Here is a 19,754-nt window from a genome sequence, read left to right as displayed (position 1 = left end):
TCAGCGGTTTCCTGCGGAAATCCGCGACGATTCCGCGCTCCCGATCCACCGACTCGGTGTAAGTGGTATGATAGATTCGAGGAATCAGCCCCTGTCGGGCAGTGTGACCTAGCAGGCCTCGTCGGTCCGCCTACGCGCCCGCAAGCTGGCGCTGAGGGTGGAATGGCGCGTGAGGCTCTCGTGCATATGCTGGCGGGCGGCTTCGCGGGCGCGGGCCGAATCCATCCGGATGATCGCGTCGACGATCGCCTCATGCTCCGCGAGTACCTTCGCGGCATAGGCGCGATGCGCCTCGTCGGGCTTGTCGCCCAGATAGAGGCTACGCGAGGGCACTAGGCGAAGGCCGAGGAACTCGACGAAACGCGCATAATATTCGTTCTGCGTGGCCTGTGCGATCGCGAGGTGGAAGGCGGCGTCCGCCTTGGCCGAGGCGACGGGATCCTCACCGACCGCGACCATCTCCTCCAGCGCGTCCTGGATGGCGCCGATATCGGCCGTGGTGCGGCGCGCCGCCGCCAGCCCCGCCATCTCGGTCTCCACCGCCATGCGGATCTCGAGCAGCTTGATGACGTCGGCCAGTTCCTGGACTTCGTCGCGGGTGATCTGGAACGCCCGATATTCGGCGGTTTCCGCAACGAACACCCCGGCGCCCTGTCGCGAGAGCGTCAGCCCCTGAGCAGCGAGCCGCGCGACGGCTTCGCGCACGACGGTGCGGCTGACATTCTCCGACAGCGCAATCTCCTTCTGGGAGGGAAGCCGCGAGCCGGCGGGAAGCTCGCCGGAACGAATCCGTGCCTCTAGCTTGGCGAACAGCTCGTCGGTCAACGATCCGGTGCGGATCGTCTCTTCGGCTCCGCTGGGCGAGACCTCGATCGGCAGGGCCTCAGACCGACTTGTCATACTTATCTCCGATAGCTACCCTCGTTTATCACCAACAATGACAACAGTCGATCCGGCGAAAGGCCGACAATGAGGGGATTTATGCGATCACTGCCCGGTCTGTCCGCCCTGCTCCTCGCGAGCACCGCCTCGACGCTCGCAGCGCAGGAGGTGGCGCTGCCGATCCAGCCGCAGGTCTCGCCCGATCGGCCGGAGTGGGAGAATCCCGCCGTCTACGCGATCGGCAAGGAGCCGGCGCGCGCCACTGGATTCCCGTTCGAATCGCGCGAGAAGGCGCTTGCCGGGCACCGCACCAAGTCGACGCGCTTCCTCCCGCTCAACGGCCAATGGCGCTTCGCCTTCTCGCCCAGTGCCGACACGCTCCCGGCGGGGTTCGAGAAGCCCGGCTATGACGTATCCGGCTGGAAGGAGATCAAGGTCCCGGCCGACTGGCAGACGGAGGGCTATGACCAGCCCAGGTACAACAACATCACCTACCCCTTCCCCGCCAACCGGCCGCTGATCCCGCATGCCACCAACCCGGTGGGCTCGTACCGGCGCGACGTGGAGGTGCCGGCGGACTGGAGCGGATCGGACGTCATCCTCCACATCGGCGCAGCCGGATCGGCCTATTATGTCTGGGTCAACGGCGAGAAGGTCGGCTATTCGGAGGATTCGAAGCTCCCCTCCGAGTTCGACGTGACGCGGTTCGTGCGGCCGGGCCGCAACACCATCGCGATCCAGGTCTATCGCTGGTCCGACGGCAGTTATCTGGAGGATCAGGATTTCTGGCGCGTCTCGGGCATCGAGCGCGAGGTGTTCCTGATGGCGGCGCCCAAGACCCGGGTGCGCGATTTCTTCGTTCACGCCGGCCTCGACGACGCCTACCGGGACGGACGGCTCTCGGTGGACGTGGCAGTGACTGCATCCGATCGCCCGGTCACGGCACGCGCGCTGCTGCTCGACGGCGACCGGCGGGTGCTCGAGCTTTCCCGGCGGATCGAAGCGGGCACGGGCGAACGCACCGTCACGCTGACCGGTGCAGTGCCCGGCGTGAAGCCGTGGACGGCCGAAACGCCCAACCTCTACATGCTGCTCGTCGAGCTCTACGACGCCGAGGGTCGGATTATCCAATCGACCTACAGCCGCATCGGCTTCCGCACCGTGGAGGTTCGCAATGGCCTGGTCACGGTGAACGGCAAGCCGATCACCATCCGCGGCGTCAACCGCCACGAGCACGATCCCGAGACGTTTCACGTCATCTCGCTCGAATCGATGGAACGCGACATCCAGCTGATGAAGCGCAACAACATCAACGCGCTGCGCACGTCGCACTACCCTAACGATCCGCGCCTCTACGAGCTCGCCGACCGATACGGCCTCTACGTGATGGATGAGGCCAATATCGAGAGCCACGGCTATATGGACTGGGCCAACAAGCGCCCGCGGCTCCGCGGCCAATATCAGCTCGGCTTCGATCCCGCCTGGGAGGATGCGCACAAGAGCCGCATCCTCAACATGGTCGAGCGCGACAAGAATCATCCCTCGATCATCTTCTGGTCGCTGGGCAACGAGGCAGGTATCGGCCCCACCTTCAACAAGGCCGCGGCGGCAGTGAAGGCGCGCGATCCGAACCGGCTGGTGAGCTATCTCGGCTGGGGCACCTGGCCCGGGGTGACCGATCATCGGCCCAACGACTATGCCGACATCTATGCACCGATGTACGACAGCGTCGAGAAGATGGTCGACTATGCCGAGAACTGGGCATTCCGCCAGCCGATGATCCAGTGCGAATATGCCCATATGCAGGGCAATTCGGGCGGGAACCTCAAGGAATATTGGGATGCGATCTATGCGCATCCCGGCAAGCTGCAGGGCGGCTTCATCTGGGACTGGGTCGACCAGTCGATGTACCGCTACACCGCCGACGGGCGCCGATATTGGGGCACGGGCGGCGAGTACGGTCCCAATCCGGGCGGCGACATCGAGTTCGGCGACGGGCTGAACCAACCCGACCGCACGCCCAACCCGCACCTGTTCGAAGTCCGGAAAGTGTATTCGCCGATCCAATTCTCGAACTTCGACGCCGCGGCGGGCCGGTTGACGGTGATTAACCGCCACGACTTCGTCGACCTTTCCGGTTACGACTTCGGCTTCGAGGTGCTTGAGGACGGTGTGGCAGTGGCGAAGGGGCAGCTTCCCGCGTTCCATGTTCCGGCGCGGGGCCGCGAGACGATCGCGCTCGCCCTCCCCTCCTTCACCCGCAAACCCGGCGCCGAATATGTGCTGACCGTGAGCGCCCGCGCCAAGGCAGGAGCTATCCCCGCGGCGGAGGCCGGGACGGTGATCGGATGGGAACAATTCGTGCTCGGCCGCGAGCCGGCGAACGCGCCTGTCCCCTCGGGTGATGTCGCGCTCGCGGAGGGCAAGGAGACAATCCGCCTCGCCGCCCACGGTGCCGAACTGGTCCTCGACCGCAAGACGGGGCTCGTCGAGCGCTATGCCATCAACGGCCAGCCTTTCCTCCACGGCGGCACGCCCAATTTCTATCGCGCGCTCACCGACAACGACATCGGCACGGGCCTCGAGAAATCACATGGCCTGTGGAAACAGGCTTCGGCGGAACGCGTGGTCCAGGGCGTCGAGACGCGCCGGCTTGGACCAAGCGCGGCCGAGGTGACGATCCGCTATTCCGTGGGCGATGGTGCGGCCACCTTCGTCTCGCGCTATCGCATGATCAGCGACGGCTCGGTCCGGGTGGAGGGCGATTTCACACCGCTCAAGCCCGACCTGCCTGATCCGCTCCGCGTGGGCCTGTTCTTCTCGATGCCGGCGCGCATCGATACCGTCTCATGGTACGGTCGCGGTCCGCACGAAAGCTATCAGGACCGCAGGACCGGCGCCCCGCTGGGGCTGTGGCGGGGCAGGATCGCCGACCAGAACCACGATTACATGCGTCCGCAGGAGACCGGCAACAAAGTGGACGTCCGCTGGATGGAGCTGCTCCAGCCCAACCATGGCGGGCTGCGCGTCGTCGGCGACGCGCCGCTGTCGATGAACGCGCTGGCCTTCCCCTATGACGATCTCTCCCGCCGCCCGCCCGGCACGCGCCGGAGCACCGACATCGTGCCGCATGGCGAGGCCTCGCTGATGATCGACGCGGTTCAGTCCGGCGTCGGCGGCGACAATGCCTGGGATGCCGGCGGACGCCCGCTGCCGCAATATCGGGTGCCGTTGAAGCCGATCCATTACGGCTTCACGCTCGAGCCCTTCGCGGGCGACGGCACCACGCCCGACCGGGCCAAACCCGCCGCCGCGGGGGAACTCCGGTGAGCGCCCGGTTCTGCGCCGCCGTCGCCGTGTTGCTTGCCGGCGCAGCACCGGCCCAGACCCTTCCCGAGGCTGAGCAATTGCCGCCCGTGGCGAGCCCCCTGCCCCCCGCGCCGGACAAGACGCCGCGCGCGAGGGTGATGCTCGCGGACTATCGCTACGGCGATCTCCTGTGGGAGAACGACAAGACCGCGCACCGCATCTACGGCCACGCGCTGGAGGCGGCCGAGCCGCCCTCTGGGTCGGGAATCGACAGCTGGGGCAAGAACGTCGCCTGGCCCTTCATGGACCGGCAGCTGCGCACCGGCGACCAGCACGCCTATCATGGCGAGGGCCTCGACTTCTATAACGTCGGCACGGGCCGTGGTGCCGGCGGGCTGGGCATCTGGTTCGACAACAAGCTGTGGGTCTCGCGCAACTATCGCAGCTATCGTATCCTGAAGGATGGGCCCGACACGGCCGACTTCGTGGTCGACTATGCCCCCTGGCCGGTCGATGTCGGACGCAAGGTGTGGGAGACGCGCCGGTTCACCCTTCCCCTCGGCACCCATTTCACGCGGCTGGTGTCGACGATCCGGTCGGACAAGCCGGGGCCGCTGCTCGTGGGCATCGGCATCGGCAAGCGCACTACCGGCGACGGCGGCGAGCTGACCGTCGACCGCGCGCGCGGTCTGCTCTCCTGGTGGGGGCCCGCGGACCCGCATCACGGCCGCATGGCGATCGCGCTGCGGGTCGATCCGGCGATGATCGCCGAGATCCGGCAGGACGCCGATAACCATCTGGTGCTGCTCAAGGTCACGCCGGGCAAGCCGTTCGTCTATTATTCCGGCTCGGCCTGGAGCCTGGGCGAAGGCGGCTTCCGCAGCCGAGAGGCCTGGGAGCGCTACGTGGCTGCAGAGCGGCTCGATTTCCTCCCGCCGCGCTGATCATAGGACCACCCATGGAACGCCGCCGCTTCCTCGCCTCCATCCTGGCCACCGGCACGCTTGCCGCGACCGCTCCGGGCTTGGCCACCGCACGGCGCAGGCCCGACGGCGCGAGCGACCGGAGCTATATGCTCGACATCCTCGCCAGGATGGCGGAACCGGTGCTGGGCCCGATGTCCGAAGGCCGGCTCCAGGCGGTGTTCGAGCCGGAGCTCAGCCCCACCTGGGACGGGCGCAATGCCAAGGTCGCCTATCTCGAATGTTTCGGGCGGCTGATCTCCGGCATCGCGCCGTGGCTGGCGCTTCCCGACGACGAGACGGCAGAGGGGCGGCTGCGCACGAAGCTGCGCCAGCAAGCGCTCGCCAGCTATGCCCATGCGGTCGATCCGGCCAGCCCCGACTATCTGCTGTGGCGGAGCGAAGGCCAGCCGCTTGTCGACTCGGCCTATTTCACCAACGCCCTCCTCCGCGCGCCGAAGCAGCTCTGGGACCCGCTCGATGGGGCCACGAAGCGGCGGGTGGTGCAGGAGATCCAGGGCCTGCGCCGCGTGCCGCCGCCCTACACCAACTGGCTGCTCTTCGCGGCGATGAACGAGGCGTTCCTGCTCTCGGTCGGCGAGCAATGGGACCCGATCCGGATCGACCTCGCGGTCCGCAAGATCAACGAATGGTATGTGGGCGACGGCTGGTATGCGGACGGCCCGCGCTTTCACTTCGATCACTATAATTCATATGTGATCCAGCCGATGCTCGTGGAAATCCTCGAGGTGCTCGTCGCGACCGGGGCCAGGTTCAACAAGCTCAACGCGCCGGAACTGCTCGACCAGGCGTACAAGCGGATGCAGCGGTTCGGCGAGCATCTCGAGCGGCTGATCGGGCCGGACGGCAGCTATGCGCCGATCGGGCGGTCGCTCACCTATCGCACCGCCGTCTTCCAGCCGCTGGGGCTGCTCGCCTGGCGCAAGAAGCTCCCCAATTCGCTGCCTGAGGGCCAGGTCCGCGCGGCGACGCTCGCCGCGCAGCGCGCGATCTTTCGCAATCCCACCAATTTCAACGCGAAAGGCTATCTCACGATCGGCTTCGCCGGCCATCAGCCGACGCTCGGCGACGTCTATTCGAACGCCGGCAGCATGTATATCGCGGCGGAGAGCCTCATCGCGCTCGGTCTTCCTGCGAAGGACAGCTACTGGACCGCGCCCGGCCTGTCCTGGACGACCAGAAAAGCCTTCAATGGCGAGCCGTTCCCCAAGGATTATTACGTCGACTACTGAAAGGCGGGGCCCCGCGCGATTGCGGAGCCCCGGGTTCGGGCTACATCCGGAAGGAGATGCTGCCGACGAAGGTCCGCCCGTTCTTGTAGAAGGCCGATGGTCGGTCGCGCGTGCCGCTGTATTGCAGATACTTCTCGTCGAGCAGGTTCTGCGCCTGGACGGTCAGCGTGACGTTGTCGTTCAGCTTGAGCGCGGCCGAGGCGTCGAGCTGATGATAGGGCGCCACCATCTCCTGCGAGCCGAGGCGGCCGATCGTCCGGAAATAGGATGAGCGATAATTGTAGCTCACGCGCGCCTGGAAGGGCCCCTTCTCGAAATAGGGGATGATGTTGACCGTGTGCTTGGAGAGATACGGCAGGTTGAGGATCTCGGTCGTGTCCAGCGTCGTCGAGGTGCTGCTGTCCTGATAGGCATAGTTGGCCTGGATGCCGAACCCGCCCCAGAGCTCCGCCTGCCCGTTGATCAGGATGCCGTTCACCTTCGCCTTGCCGCCGTTGACCGGCCGCGACACGCTATAACGGCTCTCGAGCTGGCCCGTCAGCGAGTTGTAGAGCGTCACGCCCTCCTGGCGCGTGGTGATGATGTAGTTGGAGATTTCGCGCCGATAGAGTTCGAGCGACAGCAGCGCGCCGGGCGCCGGATAATATTCCGCCGTGACCTCGAAGTTGGTCGATTCATAGGGCTTGAGGAAGGGATTGCCGCCGCCGGCATCATAAGTGACATCGTTCTGCGTGATCGAGGCCGCCAGGTCCTGGTAGCGCGGCCGCGAGATCACCTTGGCCACCGCGCCGCGGAAGATCAGCTTCGGATTGACCTCATAGGCGACGTTGAGCGCCGGCAGGAATTTCAGATAGTCGGTCGAGGTGCTGGTCGGCACCGGGCGCGGATTGGGATCGGCCGGCGTCGGCAGCGTCAGGGCATAGTATGACACGTTCTTGGTATAGACGAGCCGTCCGCCGACGTTGCCGCGCAGCCCGCCCTGCTCGAAGTTGAGCTGGACGTAGCTCGCCGCGACCCGCTCCTTCACGCGGGTGGAGGCGCCGATCTTGTCCACCAGCGGCGAGTTGATCGCGTTGGCGAGGACGTCGATGACCGACTGCTCGGGCAGGTTCAGGTATCGCGTCGCATTGCCGCTGCCTCCCGTCCCGCTGAATACGTCGTCGGGGGTGACGAGCGCGTCCACGCCCAGCTCCGAGCCGAGCAGCGATTGCTGGAGATAGGTGTTCACGCCGCGCGCATCGACCCGGTTGACGTGGTCGGTGAAGCGGGCGCCGATAAGCAGCTGGGTGAAGAAGCCGCCGAGGGGCACGGTCCCGTCGAAGCCGGCGAACGCGTCCTTGTCGGTGGTGACGCTGTAGTCGAGACCGCCGATCTGCGCGGCGACGAGCGGCGCGCCGTTGACGATCACCGGGTTGCCCTCGATCGTCGCGGGGTTGTTGTTGGGATTGGTGAAATAGCTGGCCGGATTGGTGATGTCGCCGCCGAAGTTCACCTCGGCCGACGTCGGGCTGATCGAGTAGCTGAACGGCGCCGCGGTCTGGACGTTGAAGAGATATTCGGGGTTCCGCCCGCCCTTCGCCTTGCTCCACCCGGCGGCGAAGGACAGCTTCGAGCCATCATCGCCTTCCCAGTCGGCAAAGAAGTTGACGTTGTCCGTCTTGAGCTTCGTGCGGCGGACGAGCGTGTCGAGCTGCGCGCTCGCCCCGTTGGAGGCCCCGAAGCTGGCGTCCGTCACCACGCCGTTCGAGATGGTCGCCGACTGCAGTACGTCGCCCGTCCAGGCGCCGGGGATCGTGTACATCGACTGGCTGTAGTTGTTGTAGTTGCCGTCGATGTGCAGGCCGCTCAGCGTGAGGGTCAGCTTCTCCGCCGGGCGCAGCTGCACGGTGCCCGCGATGCTGGCGCGCTCACGCTTCTGCTGGAAATAGGCATAGTTGATGCCGAACGGCGACGCGGCCTTGTCGAGATCGGCGAGCGTGCCGCCGGTGATCACCGCATTGGGATTCTTGAGCACGCGCTCGCCCGCGGCGTTGGTCGTCATGAAGGGGCTGCCGGAACCGTCGGCATTGTCGTAGCCGAAGAACTCGACGCCCGAGCGCACGAGATTCTGCTTGTCGTAGGTGGCGGCGACCAGGACGCCGAACGTCTCCGCCTCGTTCTTCCAGCTGTAGAGGCCGGAGCCGCGGAAGCTCCCTTTCTCCGCCCGGTCGTTGTACGAATAGCCGCCGGACGCGAAGATCGAATTGGCCTTGAGCTCGAGCGGCCGGCGAGTGCGGACGATCACCGTGCCGCCGAGGCTGCCTTCCTCGATGCGCGCCTCGGGCGACTTGTAGACCTCCAGCCGGTCGACCAGCTCGGGCGCGAGCAGCGAATAGTTGAAGGTGCGGCTGCTGGGATCGTTGTCGTTGCCGCCCCAATCGGCCGAGGCCAGGCCGTGGCCGTCGAGCAGCATCCGGTTCAGCGCCGGATCGGTGCCGAGAATCGCGACCTTCTCGCCCTCGCCGAAACGGCGGTCGATCGAGACGCCGGGAATGTGCGACAGCGATTCGGCGACGTTGCGATCGGGGAACTTGCCGATGTCCTCCGACGAGATCGCGTCCACCACCGCGTTCGCGTTGCGCTTGATCTCAAGGGCCTCGCGAAGGCTGCCGCGGAGGCCGGTGACGACGATATCCGACTGATCGGCATCGGCACCCTGACCCGCCGGTTGGGGCGCCGTTTCCTGCGTGGGTGTCGTGTCGGATTGCGTGGCAGGCGCCTGCTGCGCCTGGGCGCTGCCGGCAAAGCCGAGGATGCCGGCCAGGGATGTGGACAGCAGGGTCATCTCTCGCAAACGCATGTGGTACTCCCTTTTCAAACACCGGACTGACTTGCGTCGCGTGGACGCCGTTCCCTGCTGACGGTCGCGCCCGGCGGCTTCGCCCGCTCGATTGCGCTACAATCGACATAACCAAAATATTACCATTCATGCGAGCGCAATCAGCGCCGGCATCCGACAACCACCGCCTGGAAGCGGCATTTCGTCGCGGAAAGCCGATCTCACAATGGAGAGGAGGAGAGCCAAATCCCCGCCTGGCACCATGAAAAGTATCGTTCTGGTCCTAACGGGATGGTCGCAAATGGACCCGCGAGTCAGCGGTCGCCGGTCACCACCCGGACCAACAGCTGCTGCTCGCTCAGGGGATCGGCCAGACGCACAGCCGGGCGCGAAGAAGGTCGCTTTCTCGACGGTCCTGGCCTGCAAATCCGACGCCCGATCCGCCCGTCAGGGCCGATCGGCCCAGTTCGGGGCCTCTCCATCATAACCGCCGACGGCGGTGATCAGTCCCTATTCACTCGATAGAGCGCATGATGTGACAGGATGAACAGCGTCCGCCGGTCCTCTCCGCCGAAGAGGAGCTGGAGCGGCCGCTCGGGCACGTCGATCCGGCCCAGCTCCCGCCCGTCGGGCGCGTAGACGAACACCTGACCGTTGGCGACATAGACGCGCCCCTCGGCGTCCGTCGCCACGCTTTCGCCGCCGCGGTTGGCGAAGGGTTTGAGCTCGGTGATCTCCCCACGCCCGCCGACCAGGCCGGAATAGGTCCTGTTCTCCGACGCATTGGTCACGAACGCGCGCGTGCCTGGCCTTGCCGTGGTGAAGCCATAGGCGTCGAGCGCATCGGAGAAGCGCCAGCCGCGGAAATCGGGCGGCCCCTGCTGGAACGTCCGATAGGCCGGCAGCGCCAGGCTGCCATCGGGCGAGACATATTCCTGCGCCTTGGGCAACGCCATGTCGCGGGCGAACATCTCGGCCAGCGTGGTGAACTGGAGCGTCTCAGGATCGAGCTGGTCCTTGAACTCGCCGTTGTTCCACCAGTTGACCGGCAGCACCTTGGCCGCGTCCGGACGCTCGGCGACGGGAGTCGGCGGGATGACGGTGAGCTCAGTCTCGGGGCTTCCCGGCTTGAAGCTGTAGACCGTGCCGTTTCGTCCGTCGGACGAGAGCACGAGCAAATTGCCCGAACGGTCGACGGCCAGGTTGACCGGATCGAGCGTGTTGTCGCGGACGATCGACAGCTTGCGGTCCGCCGACCAGCCGTAGATCCGCTGCGTCTTGCGGTCGACGAAGTAGAGCCCGCCCGCGGCATCGACCGCGCCGCCGCCGATCGCCTCGAAGCCGTCGGCGAGCTTCTCGACCCGGGCGCCGCCGAACGTCGCCGGTTCGACCGGTGCCGGATCGGCCGGCACGTCGAGCACCGCGAACTCACGCTCGCGCACCTCCAGCCCATGCGTCACGTCGCGGATGGCGTTCTCATAGGGATATTTGCTGACGCGCAGGAAGGTCGCGCAGCCGTTCTCGTCGCAGGTGCCGAGCCCGCTTTCGGCATTCACATGGACATTGCGGAAGCGGATGTCCCGCGAGTTGTAGAGCGTGACCGCCGCCGGCGCCGGCTTGCGCGTCCGCGTCACGCGATAAGCATGATGGTTGGCGACCAGGATGTTGCGCGAATCGCGGATCTCGAGCGACACCGCGTCGCCGCTCTCCCCGGCTTCCTCCTCCGTCTGCGGCGCGATCAGCTCCCAGTTTGCGACGCGGTTGAGCGCGAACTCGGCGCGGACGTGGTGCTCGACCGAGGCCTGGATGATCCGTCCCGGCGTCTCGGTGTCGGAGACGTAGATGCCCGGATCGGCATAGGTGCTGGGGCTCCAGACGTTGACGAAGGTACCGCCGCCGCCCTGCGTCACCCACAGGCTGGCATATTGGCCGGCCCAGCGCTTGGCGGGATCGGGATCGCCGGTCTGGTTCGCGTTGTAGGGGATGAAGCGGGTGCCGTCGAACAGGTTGGTGCCGTGGCCGCCCTGGAACTTGACGTCGTTGACGAGCGATTGCGCGCCGGCCCTCCACAGCAGCGCGGTGGCGCGGGGATTGAGCCCGCCGGTCGCGAGGCCGAGGCCGGAGACGATGGCCTCGCCGCCGCGCGCCGATTCCACCAGCGCCTTGGGCGCGCCGACGCCCTGGTATGCCGCGGTGCGGTCGGCGAGCACGATCTGGGTCAGGCTCGGATGAAGGCCGATCAGCACTGTGTCCGGGCGCAGGCGCAGCGTGTCGCTGACGACGTAGAAGCCGGCCGGGAAATAGACCACGCGGTGCCAGTCGATCGCGCGCTGGATCGCGGCGGTGTCGTCGGCCGCATTGTCGCCCTTGGCGCCGAGCGTGCGGACGTTCACCCATTCGCCGACGGCGGGAAGCGGGCGGACCACCGGCGTCGCCGGCGCGGGAAGCGCGGCGAGCGTCTCAGCATCCATCCGCGTCTCGTACCGGCCCATCCGGCCGACGCCGGGAAGTGTCAGGCCGTAGGTGAAGGATTTGACGCGGTAGCGGCTCCCCTTCCCCGCCGTCGTCCGGCCGCTGTCGCGGAAGCGCGCGAACACCGGCGTGCCGGTCGCCACGACATTCCGGAAGCCGACCTGGGTGTAGACATTCTCCTCGTTGGAGATGATCACGCCGGCGCGGCTGACATTCTCGAACCGCACGTCCTGGCCCCACAGCCAGTCGCCATAGCCGCGGTCGATCTCGATGCCGACCGGCGTGTTGCGCATCGCGACGTTGAGCAGCGTTAGGCTCGCCTCGTGCTCGCGGATCGCCGCGTCGCGCTGGCCGTCGAAGGTCGAATCGATGAGCGTGAACTGCCAGGCCGGCGAGGGCTTCTCGGCGAGGATGCCGTAGCGGCCGCCGCGGAAGTGGAGGTCCTCCGCCTCGTTGGCGACATGGTAGAGGCCGGCGAGCCCCGAGCCGATGTCGAAGTCGATATGGCTGAGATAGGCGTGCTGCGCGGCATGGAAGCGGATCGCGGTCGCCGCCGGATTGCCGTCGCCGATCACGAAATCGACGTTGCTGAGCGCGGAGTAAAAGGTGCCGGGATTGGCGTCGGCGATATCCTTGTCGAACGGGACGCTGCCCGGTGGCGGGAACGGAACGCGGCGCGACGGATCACGCTGGGCACCCGCGAAGATCACCATGTTGGCGATACCGCGCTGGAAACCGGGCGTATGGTCGCCCAGCTCGATGACCGGCCGCGATGCGCCCACGCCAAACACGCGCACACCTGGCCAGATGAAGATCGTGCGGCTGATCCGGTAGCGGCCCGACGGCACGAACACGATCCCGCCGCCGGGTTTCGCCGCGGCGGCGTCGATCGCCTGCTGGATGGCGGCCGTGTCGTCCGCGCGGCCGTCACCCTTGCCGTTGACGGTGACTGCGCGCGGCTCGTCCGGCGCTTTCACAAAGGCCGACCGCGATGCCGACGCAGGCGTCGCGGATGCCAGCAGCATCGCGAGCGCTCCGATCAACGCACCTGACCAGCCTTGCATGTCTCGACTCCTGAAAATTGTCCCGGCCGCAAGGGGCCGGGACAAGGCGGAGAGGACCGCCTCCGACGGGGAGGCGGCAGGGGGATCAGAAGTTGAAGCGAACGCCGGCGCGATAGATCCGGCCCAGCGTGTCGTAGAGCGCCGGATTGATATCCAGGCCGGTATTGGTCTGCGGCGAGGCCACCGGGTCCTTGTCGAACAGATTGTCGACCTTTCCGTAGATGGAGAAGCGGTTGCTGATCTTATAGGTGGCGCCGACGTCGACGTAGAACGCGCCCTTCATCTTGTTGTAGTCGATGGTCGGATGGTTCCCGGTCGAAACGGGGCAGGACGTCTGGCAGACCACATATTGGTTGCCGAAGGTGCCGTCGCTGAACCAGCGCTCCTGCACCGTGAGCGTGAGCTTGTCGCTGTCGTAGGTCTGCACGGCCAGCCATTTCCAGTCGGGCGTGTTGCCGTTGTTCGCGCCGGCCTGATCGACCGGGTCCACGCCGGCGATGCCCGCATTGACGATGAACTTGCGGATATGCGTACCCAGCGCGCGGACGGTGAAAGTGCCCGGCAGGCCCAGAGGCCGCTGCCATTGGTAGCTCGCCTCGATATCGAAGCCGCTGGTCGACCAGGAGGCCAGGTTGAACGGCTGGACGTTGATGTAGTTCAGGCTGGGATTGGCATTGTCCAGGCTGAAGCCGCCGCAGAAGGCCTGATTGCCCTCGAAGCAGAATTGCACGATCTGCTGCGCCGACAGGGTGGAGACCACGCCCTTCAGCTTGATGTTGTAATAGTCGAACGACAAGCTGAGGCCCGGCAGCCACGACGGGCGCGCCAGCACGATACCGACCTCGGTGTTGCGGGCGATCTCCGGCTTCAGCTCGGTGTTGCCGATCGTGTTCTGGAACGCCTGCACCGCCACGTTGCGGAACGGGTCGTTGAAGTTCGGCAGCGTCGTGACGGTCGGTGCGGCGAACAGTTCCGACAGGTTCGGCGCGCGCACGTCACGCGAGGTCACGCCGCGCAGGCGGATGCCGTCGAGCGGCGTGTCCCAGGTGCCGCCCACCTTCCACGCCCAGACCGTGCCCGAGGTGCTGTAATGCGTGCCGCGGCCCGCGGCGTTCAGGTTGGCGCGGCCGATCGACTTGCTGTTGAACAGCGGCAGGTCGACTTCCAGGAAGCCTTCATAGACCTCATATTTGCCGCGGCCGTTCTTGTAGTTGCCGGCCGCCCAGTTGCTGCCCTGCGCCGCGTTGAGCAGCGGGTCCGCCGGATAGTCGGCGCTGTTGGGGCTGAGGTCCGAAACGCCGGCGCCGTAGGGATCGGCGTTCACGCGGTAGAACTCGCGGCGGTATTCGCCGCCGAACGCGACCGACAGCGGCCCCGCCCACAATTCGAGCGGCTCGCCGGAGAAGTTCAGGCTGGCGACGTCCTGGGTCAGCTTGGTGTGCTGGAACGGGCCGTTGTCATGCGGCGCGACATAGGCGAGCGCCGCATCCGACGGCGTGAAGCCGCCGAAGATGTTGATCGGCTGGCACCCCAGCGCCCGCGCCGCCGGATCGGCGCAGACGATCGCGCCGTTGAGCGTGATCGCGTTGGTCGCGGCCGCATAGCGGTTCTGCAGGACGATGTCCCTCACCCGGATGTCGGAGATGGTGATGCCGTGCTCGTAATAGGCATCGTAGTTCCAGTTCGTGCCCGCAACGTCGAACTTGCCCTTGGCGCCCCCGACGAAGCGGTACTGGCGCCGGTCGGTATAGACCTGCGGGTCGGGGAAGGAGGCGTTGCTCGACCCGAAGCCGAACTGGGTGATGCCGGCCTGGGCGCAGCGATCGCGGACCAGCTGCGGCAGGAACGGATTGGCGCATTGGACGGTCAGGTTCGACCGGCCGTAGCCGGGGCTCGGCTGGTTATGGGTCTTCACCTGGGCCACATTGACCGTGAGATAGACCTCGTTGTCCGGGGCGAAGTCGAAGCCGATCCGGCCATAGCCGTTGATGCGCTCCAGCGACGATTTGAGCGACGCGCCCGATCCCGGCGCGCCCGACAGGTCGCCGCCCTCGCAGAAGCTGTTGCCGGGATAGCAGCCGGTGACCGCGCCGGTGCCGGTCGGCCGGCCGCCCGACCCATAGTTGAAATTATAGGGTGTGCCGTTCTGGTCGAAGGCGATGCCCTGGAGCGGACCGTTGTTGATCAGGCCGTAGCGGGAAAACTGATAGGGTTGCGCATAGTCGCGATAGTTGAACTGCGGCAGGCCGTTGTTGGTCTGCCCGGTGTTCATCAGCGTCGTCGCGCGATACCAGTCGCGGCTGCCGGCGAGGTCGGTGCCGAAATCGCCCGCGCCGACGCCGCCCTCATGGTCGTATTCGCCGCTCAGCACGAGGTGCAGGCGGTTGTCGAGGAACGCCTTGCCATAGGCCGCCTGGACCAAGGCGGTCTCGTCGTCGCCGTATTTGGTGATGCTGCCGAGGATATTGCCCTTGAACCCCTCGAAATGCGTGTCGGTGATGAAGTTGACGACGCCGCCGACCGCATCGGACCCGTAGGAGGCCGAGGCGCCGCCGGTCACCACGTCGACGCGCTTGATCAGCAGCTGCGGGAACATGCTGATGTCGGGCACGCCGGTCACGTTGGCGGCGACGACGCGCTGGCTGTCGAGCAGGGTCAGCGTGCGGATCGGGCCGAGGCCGCGAAGCGAGAAGGAGCTGAGGCCCTGCTGCCCGCTCGACGTGCTGAAGGTGCCCGTCGCCGCGCCGGTCGATCCCTGGAGCGAGGGCAGCTGGGCGATCGTGTTGAAGACGTTCGGCTGCGCGTTATTGGCGATCTGCGCCTCGCCGAGCACCTGGGTCGGCGTCGGCGCGTTGAAGCCGCTGGTGGTGATGCGCGATCCGGTGACGATGATGTCGGCACCCGTCGCCGATTGCTGAGTCTCCTGCTCGGCGGGGAGCGATTGGGGCGCGTCGGCGGGCGTCGCTTGAGCCGTTGGGGCCTGCGCCGGTGGGCTGGTCTGCGCGGCGGCAGGCATCGCGAGCGTCGCGACGGCAAGCGCAGTCAGACTCGCCGCGGCAAGGCGGCGGCGAGGGTTGTCAGCGTAGATCGTTAGCATGGTCGGTCTCCCCGGTGCTTCTGTTGTGATTGGACCAACCTCACGGCGTCACCGCGTAGAGCGCGTGGTGCGTGAGGATGAACAGCGTGCGCCGGTCGCGCCCGCCGAAGATCAGCTGCAGCGGCCGGTCGGGCACGTCGATGCGGCCCAGCTCCTTGCCGTCGGCGCCGTAGACGAACACCTGCCCGTTCGCGACGAAGACGCGGCCGTCCCCGGCGACGGCGACGCTCTCGCCGCCGCGGTTGGCGAAGGGCTTGAGGTCGGTCAGCGTGCCGCCCGGCCCCACCGTGCCGCTGTAGGTGACGTTCTCCGACCCGTTGGTGACGAACAGCCGGTCGCCTTGTTTGCCGCTCACGAAGCCGTTGGCATTGAGGCTGTCGGACCAGCGCCAGCCGACGTGATCCGTCGGCCCCTGCTGCCACACGCGGAAGGCGGGCAGCGCGATGCTGCCGTCCGGCGAGACATATTCCTGCGCCTTGGGCGTGCCCGCGTCGCGCGCGAACATCTCGGCGAGCGTGGTGAACTCATAGGTCTTGTGGTCGAGCTGGTCGCGGAACTCGCCGTTGTTCCACCAGTTGACCGGCAGCAGCGTCCGCGCGCCCGATGCCGCGCGGACGGGCGTCGGCTTGATCAGCGTGAGCTGGTCCTTGGGACCGGCCGGATCGAGCGAATAGACGGTCGCCTTGGCGCCGAGCGAAGACAGCACCAGCAGGTGCCCCGAGCCGTCGACCGCCAGGTTGACCGGGTCGAGCGGCTGGTCGCGCACGATCTCCAGCCCCTTGGCCTCGGTCCAGCGGTAGATGCGCTGGAACCGCCGGTCGATGAAGTAGAGCGCGCCGTCGGCATCCACCGCCGCGCCGGAGATCGACCAGAAGCCTTCCTCCAGCTTGTCGACCTTGGCCATGCCGGACAGCGCCGCCACGATGCTGCGGTCCGCCGGGCCGACGTCGAGCTTCGCGAACTCGCGCTCGCGCACCACCAGCTTGTGCGACAGGTCCTCGATCGCATTCTCGAACGGATATTTGCTGGCGCGCAGGAACGTCCCGCACCCCTCGTCGTCGCAGGTCGCATAGCCGCTCTCGGCGTTCACATGGACGTTGCGGAAACGGATGTCGCCCGAGTTGAACAGCTTCACCGCGCTGCGCGCCGGGTGGTAGCTGCGCGTCACCCGATAGCCGTGATAGTTGGCGAACAGCAGGTTGCGCGAGTTGCGGATCTCCAGCGAGATCGCGTTCGGCCCGTCGCCCACTTCCTGCTCGGTCTGGGGCGCGAGGAACTCCCAGTTCCGGACGTTGTCGAGCACGATCTCGTTGCGGGCATGATGCTCGACCGACATCTCGTAGACATGGCCGGGCGTGCTGGTGTCGGTGACGTAGAAGCCCGCCTGCGCGAAGGTGTTGGGGCTCCACACGTCGGCGAAGGTGCCGCCGCCGCCGTCGGTGACCCAGATGCTGGGATATTGCGCGTCCCAGCGTCCGTCGGCGACCGGATCGCCGCTGTGCGCGGACTGGGTCCCCAGCGGCTTGTCGTCCGCGGTCGGCGTGCCGCCGCCGCCCATGATCTTCACGTCCTCGACCAGGCTGTTCTCGCCCGACCGCCACAGCAGCGCGGACGCGCGCGGGTTCACCCGCCCGGTGAAGAGGCCGAGGCCGGACAGGATATTGTCGCCGCCGCGCGGGCTCTCGATGATCGGCAGCACGGTGCCGAGCCCGGCATGGCGCGGATTATTGTCGGGGATGTAGAATTGGGTGATCGCCGGGTGCAGCCCGATCAGCACCGTGTCCGGCCGCAGCTTCAGGCTGTCGGTGACCTTGTAGAAGCCGGTCGGGAAATAGAGGACGCGGTGGCCGTCGATCGCGCGCTGGATCGCCGCGGTGTCGTCCGCCTGCCCGTCGCCGACCACGCCGAGCGAGCGCACGTCGGTCCACTCCGCCACAGGGGGTAGGTCGCGAATCGCGGGCGGGCGCGGCGCCGGCATGGCGGGCAGCGGCTGGATGTCGGCCTCGGTCGCATAGTCGCCGGTGCGGCCGAGCTCGGGCACCGCGAGGCCGTAGGAAAAGGACGCGACCTTGTAGGCGCGGCCCTTGCCCTCGACGGTCCGGCCGCTGTCGCGGAAGCGCGCGAACACCGGGCTGTTGCTGGCGAGCGCGTTCTCGAAGCCGATCTGGGTGAAGACGTTCTTCTCGTTGGAGATGATCACCCCCGCCCGCGAGACATTCTCGAAGCGGACGTCCTTGCCCCACAGTGAATCGCCATAGCCGCGGTCGATCTCGATCCCGACCGGCGTGTCGCGGATCGCGACGTTGACCAGGGTGAGGTCGACCTCATGCTCACGGATCGCCGCGTCGCGCTGCCCGTCGAAGCTCGAATCGATCAGGGTGAACTGCCAGGCGGGTGAGGTCTTCTCGGTGACGATGCCGTAGCGGCCGCCATGGAAATGGACGTTCTCCATGACGTTGCCGGCCTGATAGACGCCGGCGAAGGCCGATCCCAGGCGGAAGTCCATGTGGCTGAGGAAGGCGTGCTGGGCCATCCGGAAGCGCACCGCGGCCGCTGCCGGGTTGCCGGGGCCGATCTCGACGTCGACGTTGCTCATCGACGAATAGAAGGTGCCCGAATTGGCGTCGCGGACGATCTTGTCGCGCGGCACCACGGTCGGCACCGGGACGGGTACCTTGCCGACATTGTACTGGTCGCCGCCGGCGAACACGACCATCGTCGACACGCCGCTCTGGAAGCCGGGCGTGTTGGCGCCGAGCACGAGCACGGGCCGGGTCGGGCCCACGCCGAAGATGCGCACGCCCGCCGGCACCACGACGGTGCGGGTGAGGCGGTAGCGGCCGGACGGCAGGAAGACGATGCCGTGGCCGGTCTTGTCGCGGGCCGCGTCGAGCGCGCGCTGGATGGCGTCGGTGTCGTCGGCGCGCCCGTCGCCCTGTCCGCGCACGGTGATCGCCCTGGGATCGTTCGGAGCGACCGGCAGCACGGACTCCGCCGCGGCGGGGCCGCAGCCATAGGTCCACAGGATCGCCGCAGTCGCGAACAGGCGCGCTTTCATGCTGCCCTCGATCATCCTCTCCGAAAGGGGCCGGTGCCCCGATCCCGCGACCGATAGGCGGCTGCGGCGCCGCTGCCATCCGCGACCATGGTCGTAGTTCCCTCCGGCGCGGAGCCGCCGTTAGGACTCAGCCGTGCAACCATCGGAAAGGGCCGTGATCGGGCCCGCTGCCGGCAGCCTTCAGGGACAGCGCTTGCAAGGATCAGACAGTCACAGCGGCATGAAGGCGCCGGCCATCGTCGTGATGGGCGTGAGCGGCTGCGGCAAGTCGACGCTCGGCGCGCTGCTCGCCCGCACGCTGGGCTGCCCGTTCCTCGAGGGCGACCAGTTCCACGACGAGGCCGCGGTCGCCAAGATGCGGGCCGGCCAGCCGCTGTCCGACGAGGATCGCCGGCCGTGGCTCGACCGGGTCGGACAGGCGATCGGCGCGGCGGTGCGGTCGGACGGCGTCGCCGTCGCGGCCTGCTCGGCGCTGCGGCGGCGGTATCGAGACCAGCTCCGGGAAGCGATCGGAGTGCCGGCGCGGTTCGTGCTGCTCGATAGCGGCCGGGACGAGTTGATGCGCCGGCTCCTCAATCGTCCTCACCACTATATGCCGGCGAGCCTGCTCGACAGCCAGCTCGCGACCCTCGAGCGCCCCGATCCCGACGAAGCGGCGATCGCGCTCGACGCCTGCGCCGCGCCCGAGCAGCTCCGCGATACCGCGCTGGCCTGGCTGCGCGGCGAACGGGAGACGCCTTAGGGTCGATCGACAAGTGAGGGGATGACCGACATCTCAACCCTCCTCACCGCCACCCCGGACTTGTTCCGGGGTCCACCGGGAGGCAAGGACCGGGCAA

At 67.1% G+C, this 19,754-nt stretch carries 9 protein-coding genes; 4 read left to right on the top strand and 5 right to left on the bottom strand.

Annotation, left to right across the window (positions count from 1 at the left end):
- Window positions 1–108: 108 nt before the first annotated feature.
- Complete coding sequence (locus LZK98_RS09840; protein ID WP_233786360.1) at window positions 109–900, bottom strand: FadR/GntR family transcriptional regulator; 792 nt, start codon at window positions 898–900, stop codon at window positions 109–111.
- 81 nt (window positions 901–981) lie between these two features.
- On the opposite strand from LZK98_RS09840, the gene LZK98_RS09835 reads away from it, so the two are divergent.
- From LZK98_RS09835 to LZK98_RS09825, 3 genes are read left to right on the top strand one after another with little or no spacing between them, the layout of a single operon-like run.
- Window positions 982–4,212, top strand: a complete 3,231-nt coding sequence (locus tag LZK98_RS09835; protein ID WP_233786359.1) for a glycoside hydrolase family 2 TIM barrel-domain containing protein — start codon at window positions 982–984, stop codon at window positions 4,210–4,212.
- Window positions 4,209–5,135: a DUF4861 family protein gene (locus tag LZK98_RS09830; RefSeq protein WP_233786358.1), complete on the top strand. Its 927-nt coding sequence runs from the start codon at window positions 4,209–4,211 to the stop codon at window positions 5,133–5,135. The genes LZK98_RS09835 and LZK98_RS09830 overlap by 4 nt, the downstream gene beginning before the upstream one ends.
- A 14-nt stretch (window positions 5,136–5,149) precedes the next feature.
- A complete protein-coding gene (locus tag LZK98_RS09825; RefSeq protein WP_233786357.1) occupies window positions 5,150–6,406 on the top strand; it encodes a DUF2264 domain-containing protein in 1,257 nt (418 codons plus the stop codon).
- 40 nt (window positions 6,407–6,446) lie between these two features.
- On the opposite strand, the gene LZK98_RS09820 is transcribed toward LZK98_RS09825, so the two are convergent.
- The 4 genes from LZK98_RS09820 to LZK98_RS09805 form a co-directional block, all read right to left on the bottom strand.
- On the bottom strand, window positions 6,447–9,245 hold the full coding sequence (locus LZK98_RS09820; RefSeq protein ID WP_233786356.1) for a TonB-dependent receptor: 2,799 nt from the start codon (window positions 9,243–9,245) through the stop codon (window positions 6,447–6,449).
- Between the two features lie 482 nt (window positions 9,246–9,727).
- Window positions 9,728–12,760 (bottom strand): glycosyl hydrolase family 28-related protein, encoded by a 3,033-nt coding sequence (locus LZK98_RS09815; RefSeq protein ID WP_233786355.1) that lies wholly within the window; start codon window positions 12,758–12,760, stop codon window positions 9,728–9,730.
- A gap of 85 nt (window positions 12,761–12,845) precedes the next feature.
- Entirely contained in the window at window positions 12,846–15,857 is a 3,012-nt protein-coding gene (locus LZK98_RS09810; RefSeq protein WP_233786354.1) for a TonB-dependent receptor plug domain-containing protein, read from the bottom strand.
- Window positions 15,858–15,897: 40 nt separating this feature from the next.
- Complete coding sequence (locus tag LZK98_RS09805) at window positions 15,898–18,930, bottom strand: glycosyl hydrolase family 28-related protein (RefSeq protein WP_233786353.1); 3,033 nt, start codon at window positions 18,928–18,930, stop codon at window positions 15,898–15,900.
- A 205-nt stretch (window positions 18,931–19,135) separates the two neighbouring features.
- Between LZK98_RS09805 and LZK98_RS09800 the strand changes: the two genes are divergently transcribed.
- The gene (locus tag LZK98_RS09800; protein WP_233786352.1) at window positions 19,136–19,657 is read left to right on the top strand and encodes a gluconokinase; all 522 of its coding nucleotides are present in this window, start codon (window positions 19,136–19,138) and stop codon (window positions 19,655–19,657) included.
- The last annotated feature ends 97 nt before the right edge of the window (window positions 19,658–19,754 follow it).

It is taken from the genome of Sphingomonas cannabina (genome assembly GCF_021391395.1).
Taxonomy (GTDB): domain Bacteria; phylum Pseudomonadota; class Alphaproteobacteria; order Sphingomonadales; family Sphingomonadaceae; genus Sphingomonas; species Sphingomonas cannabina.
This window is presented reverse-complemented; position numbering and strand designations above follow the sequence as displayed.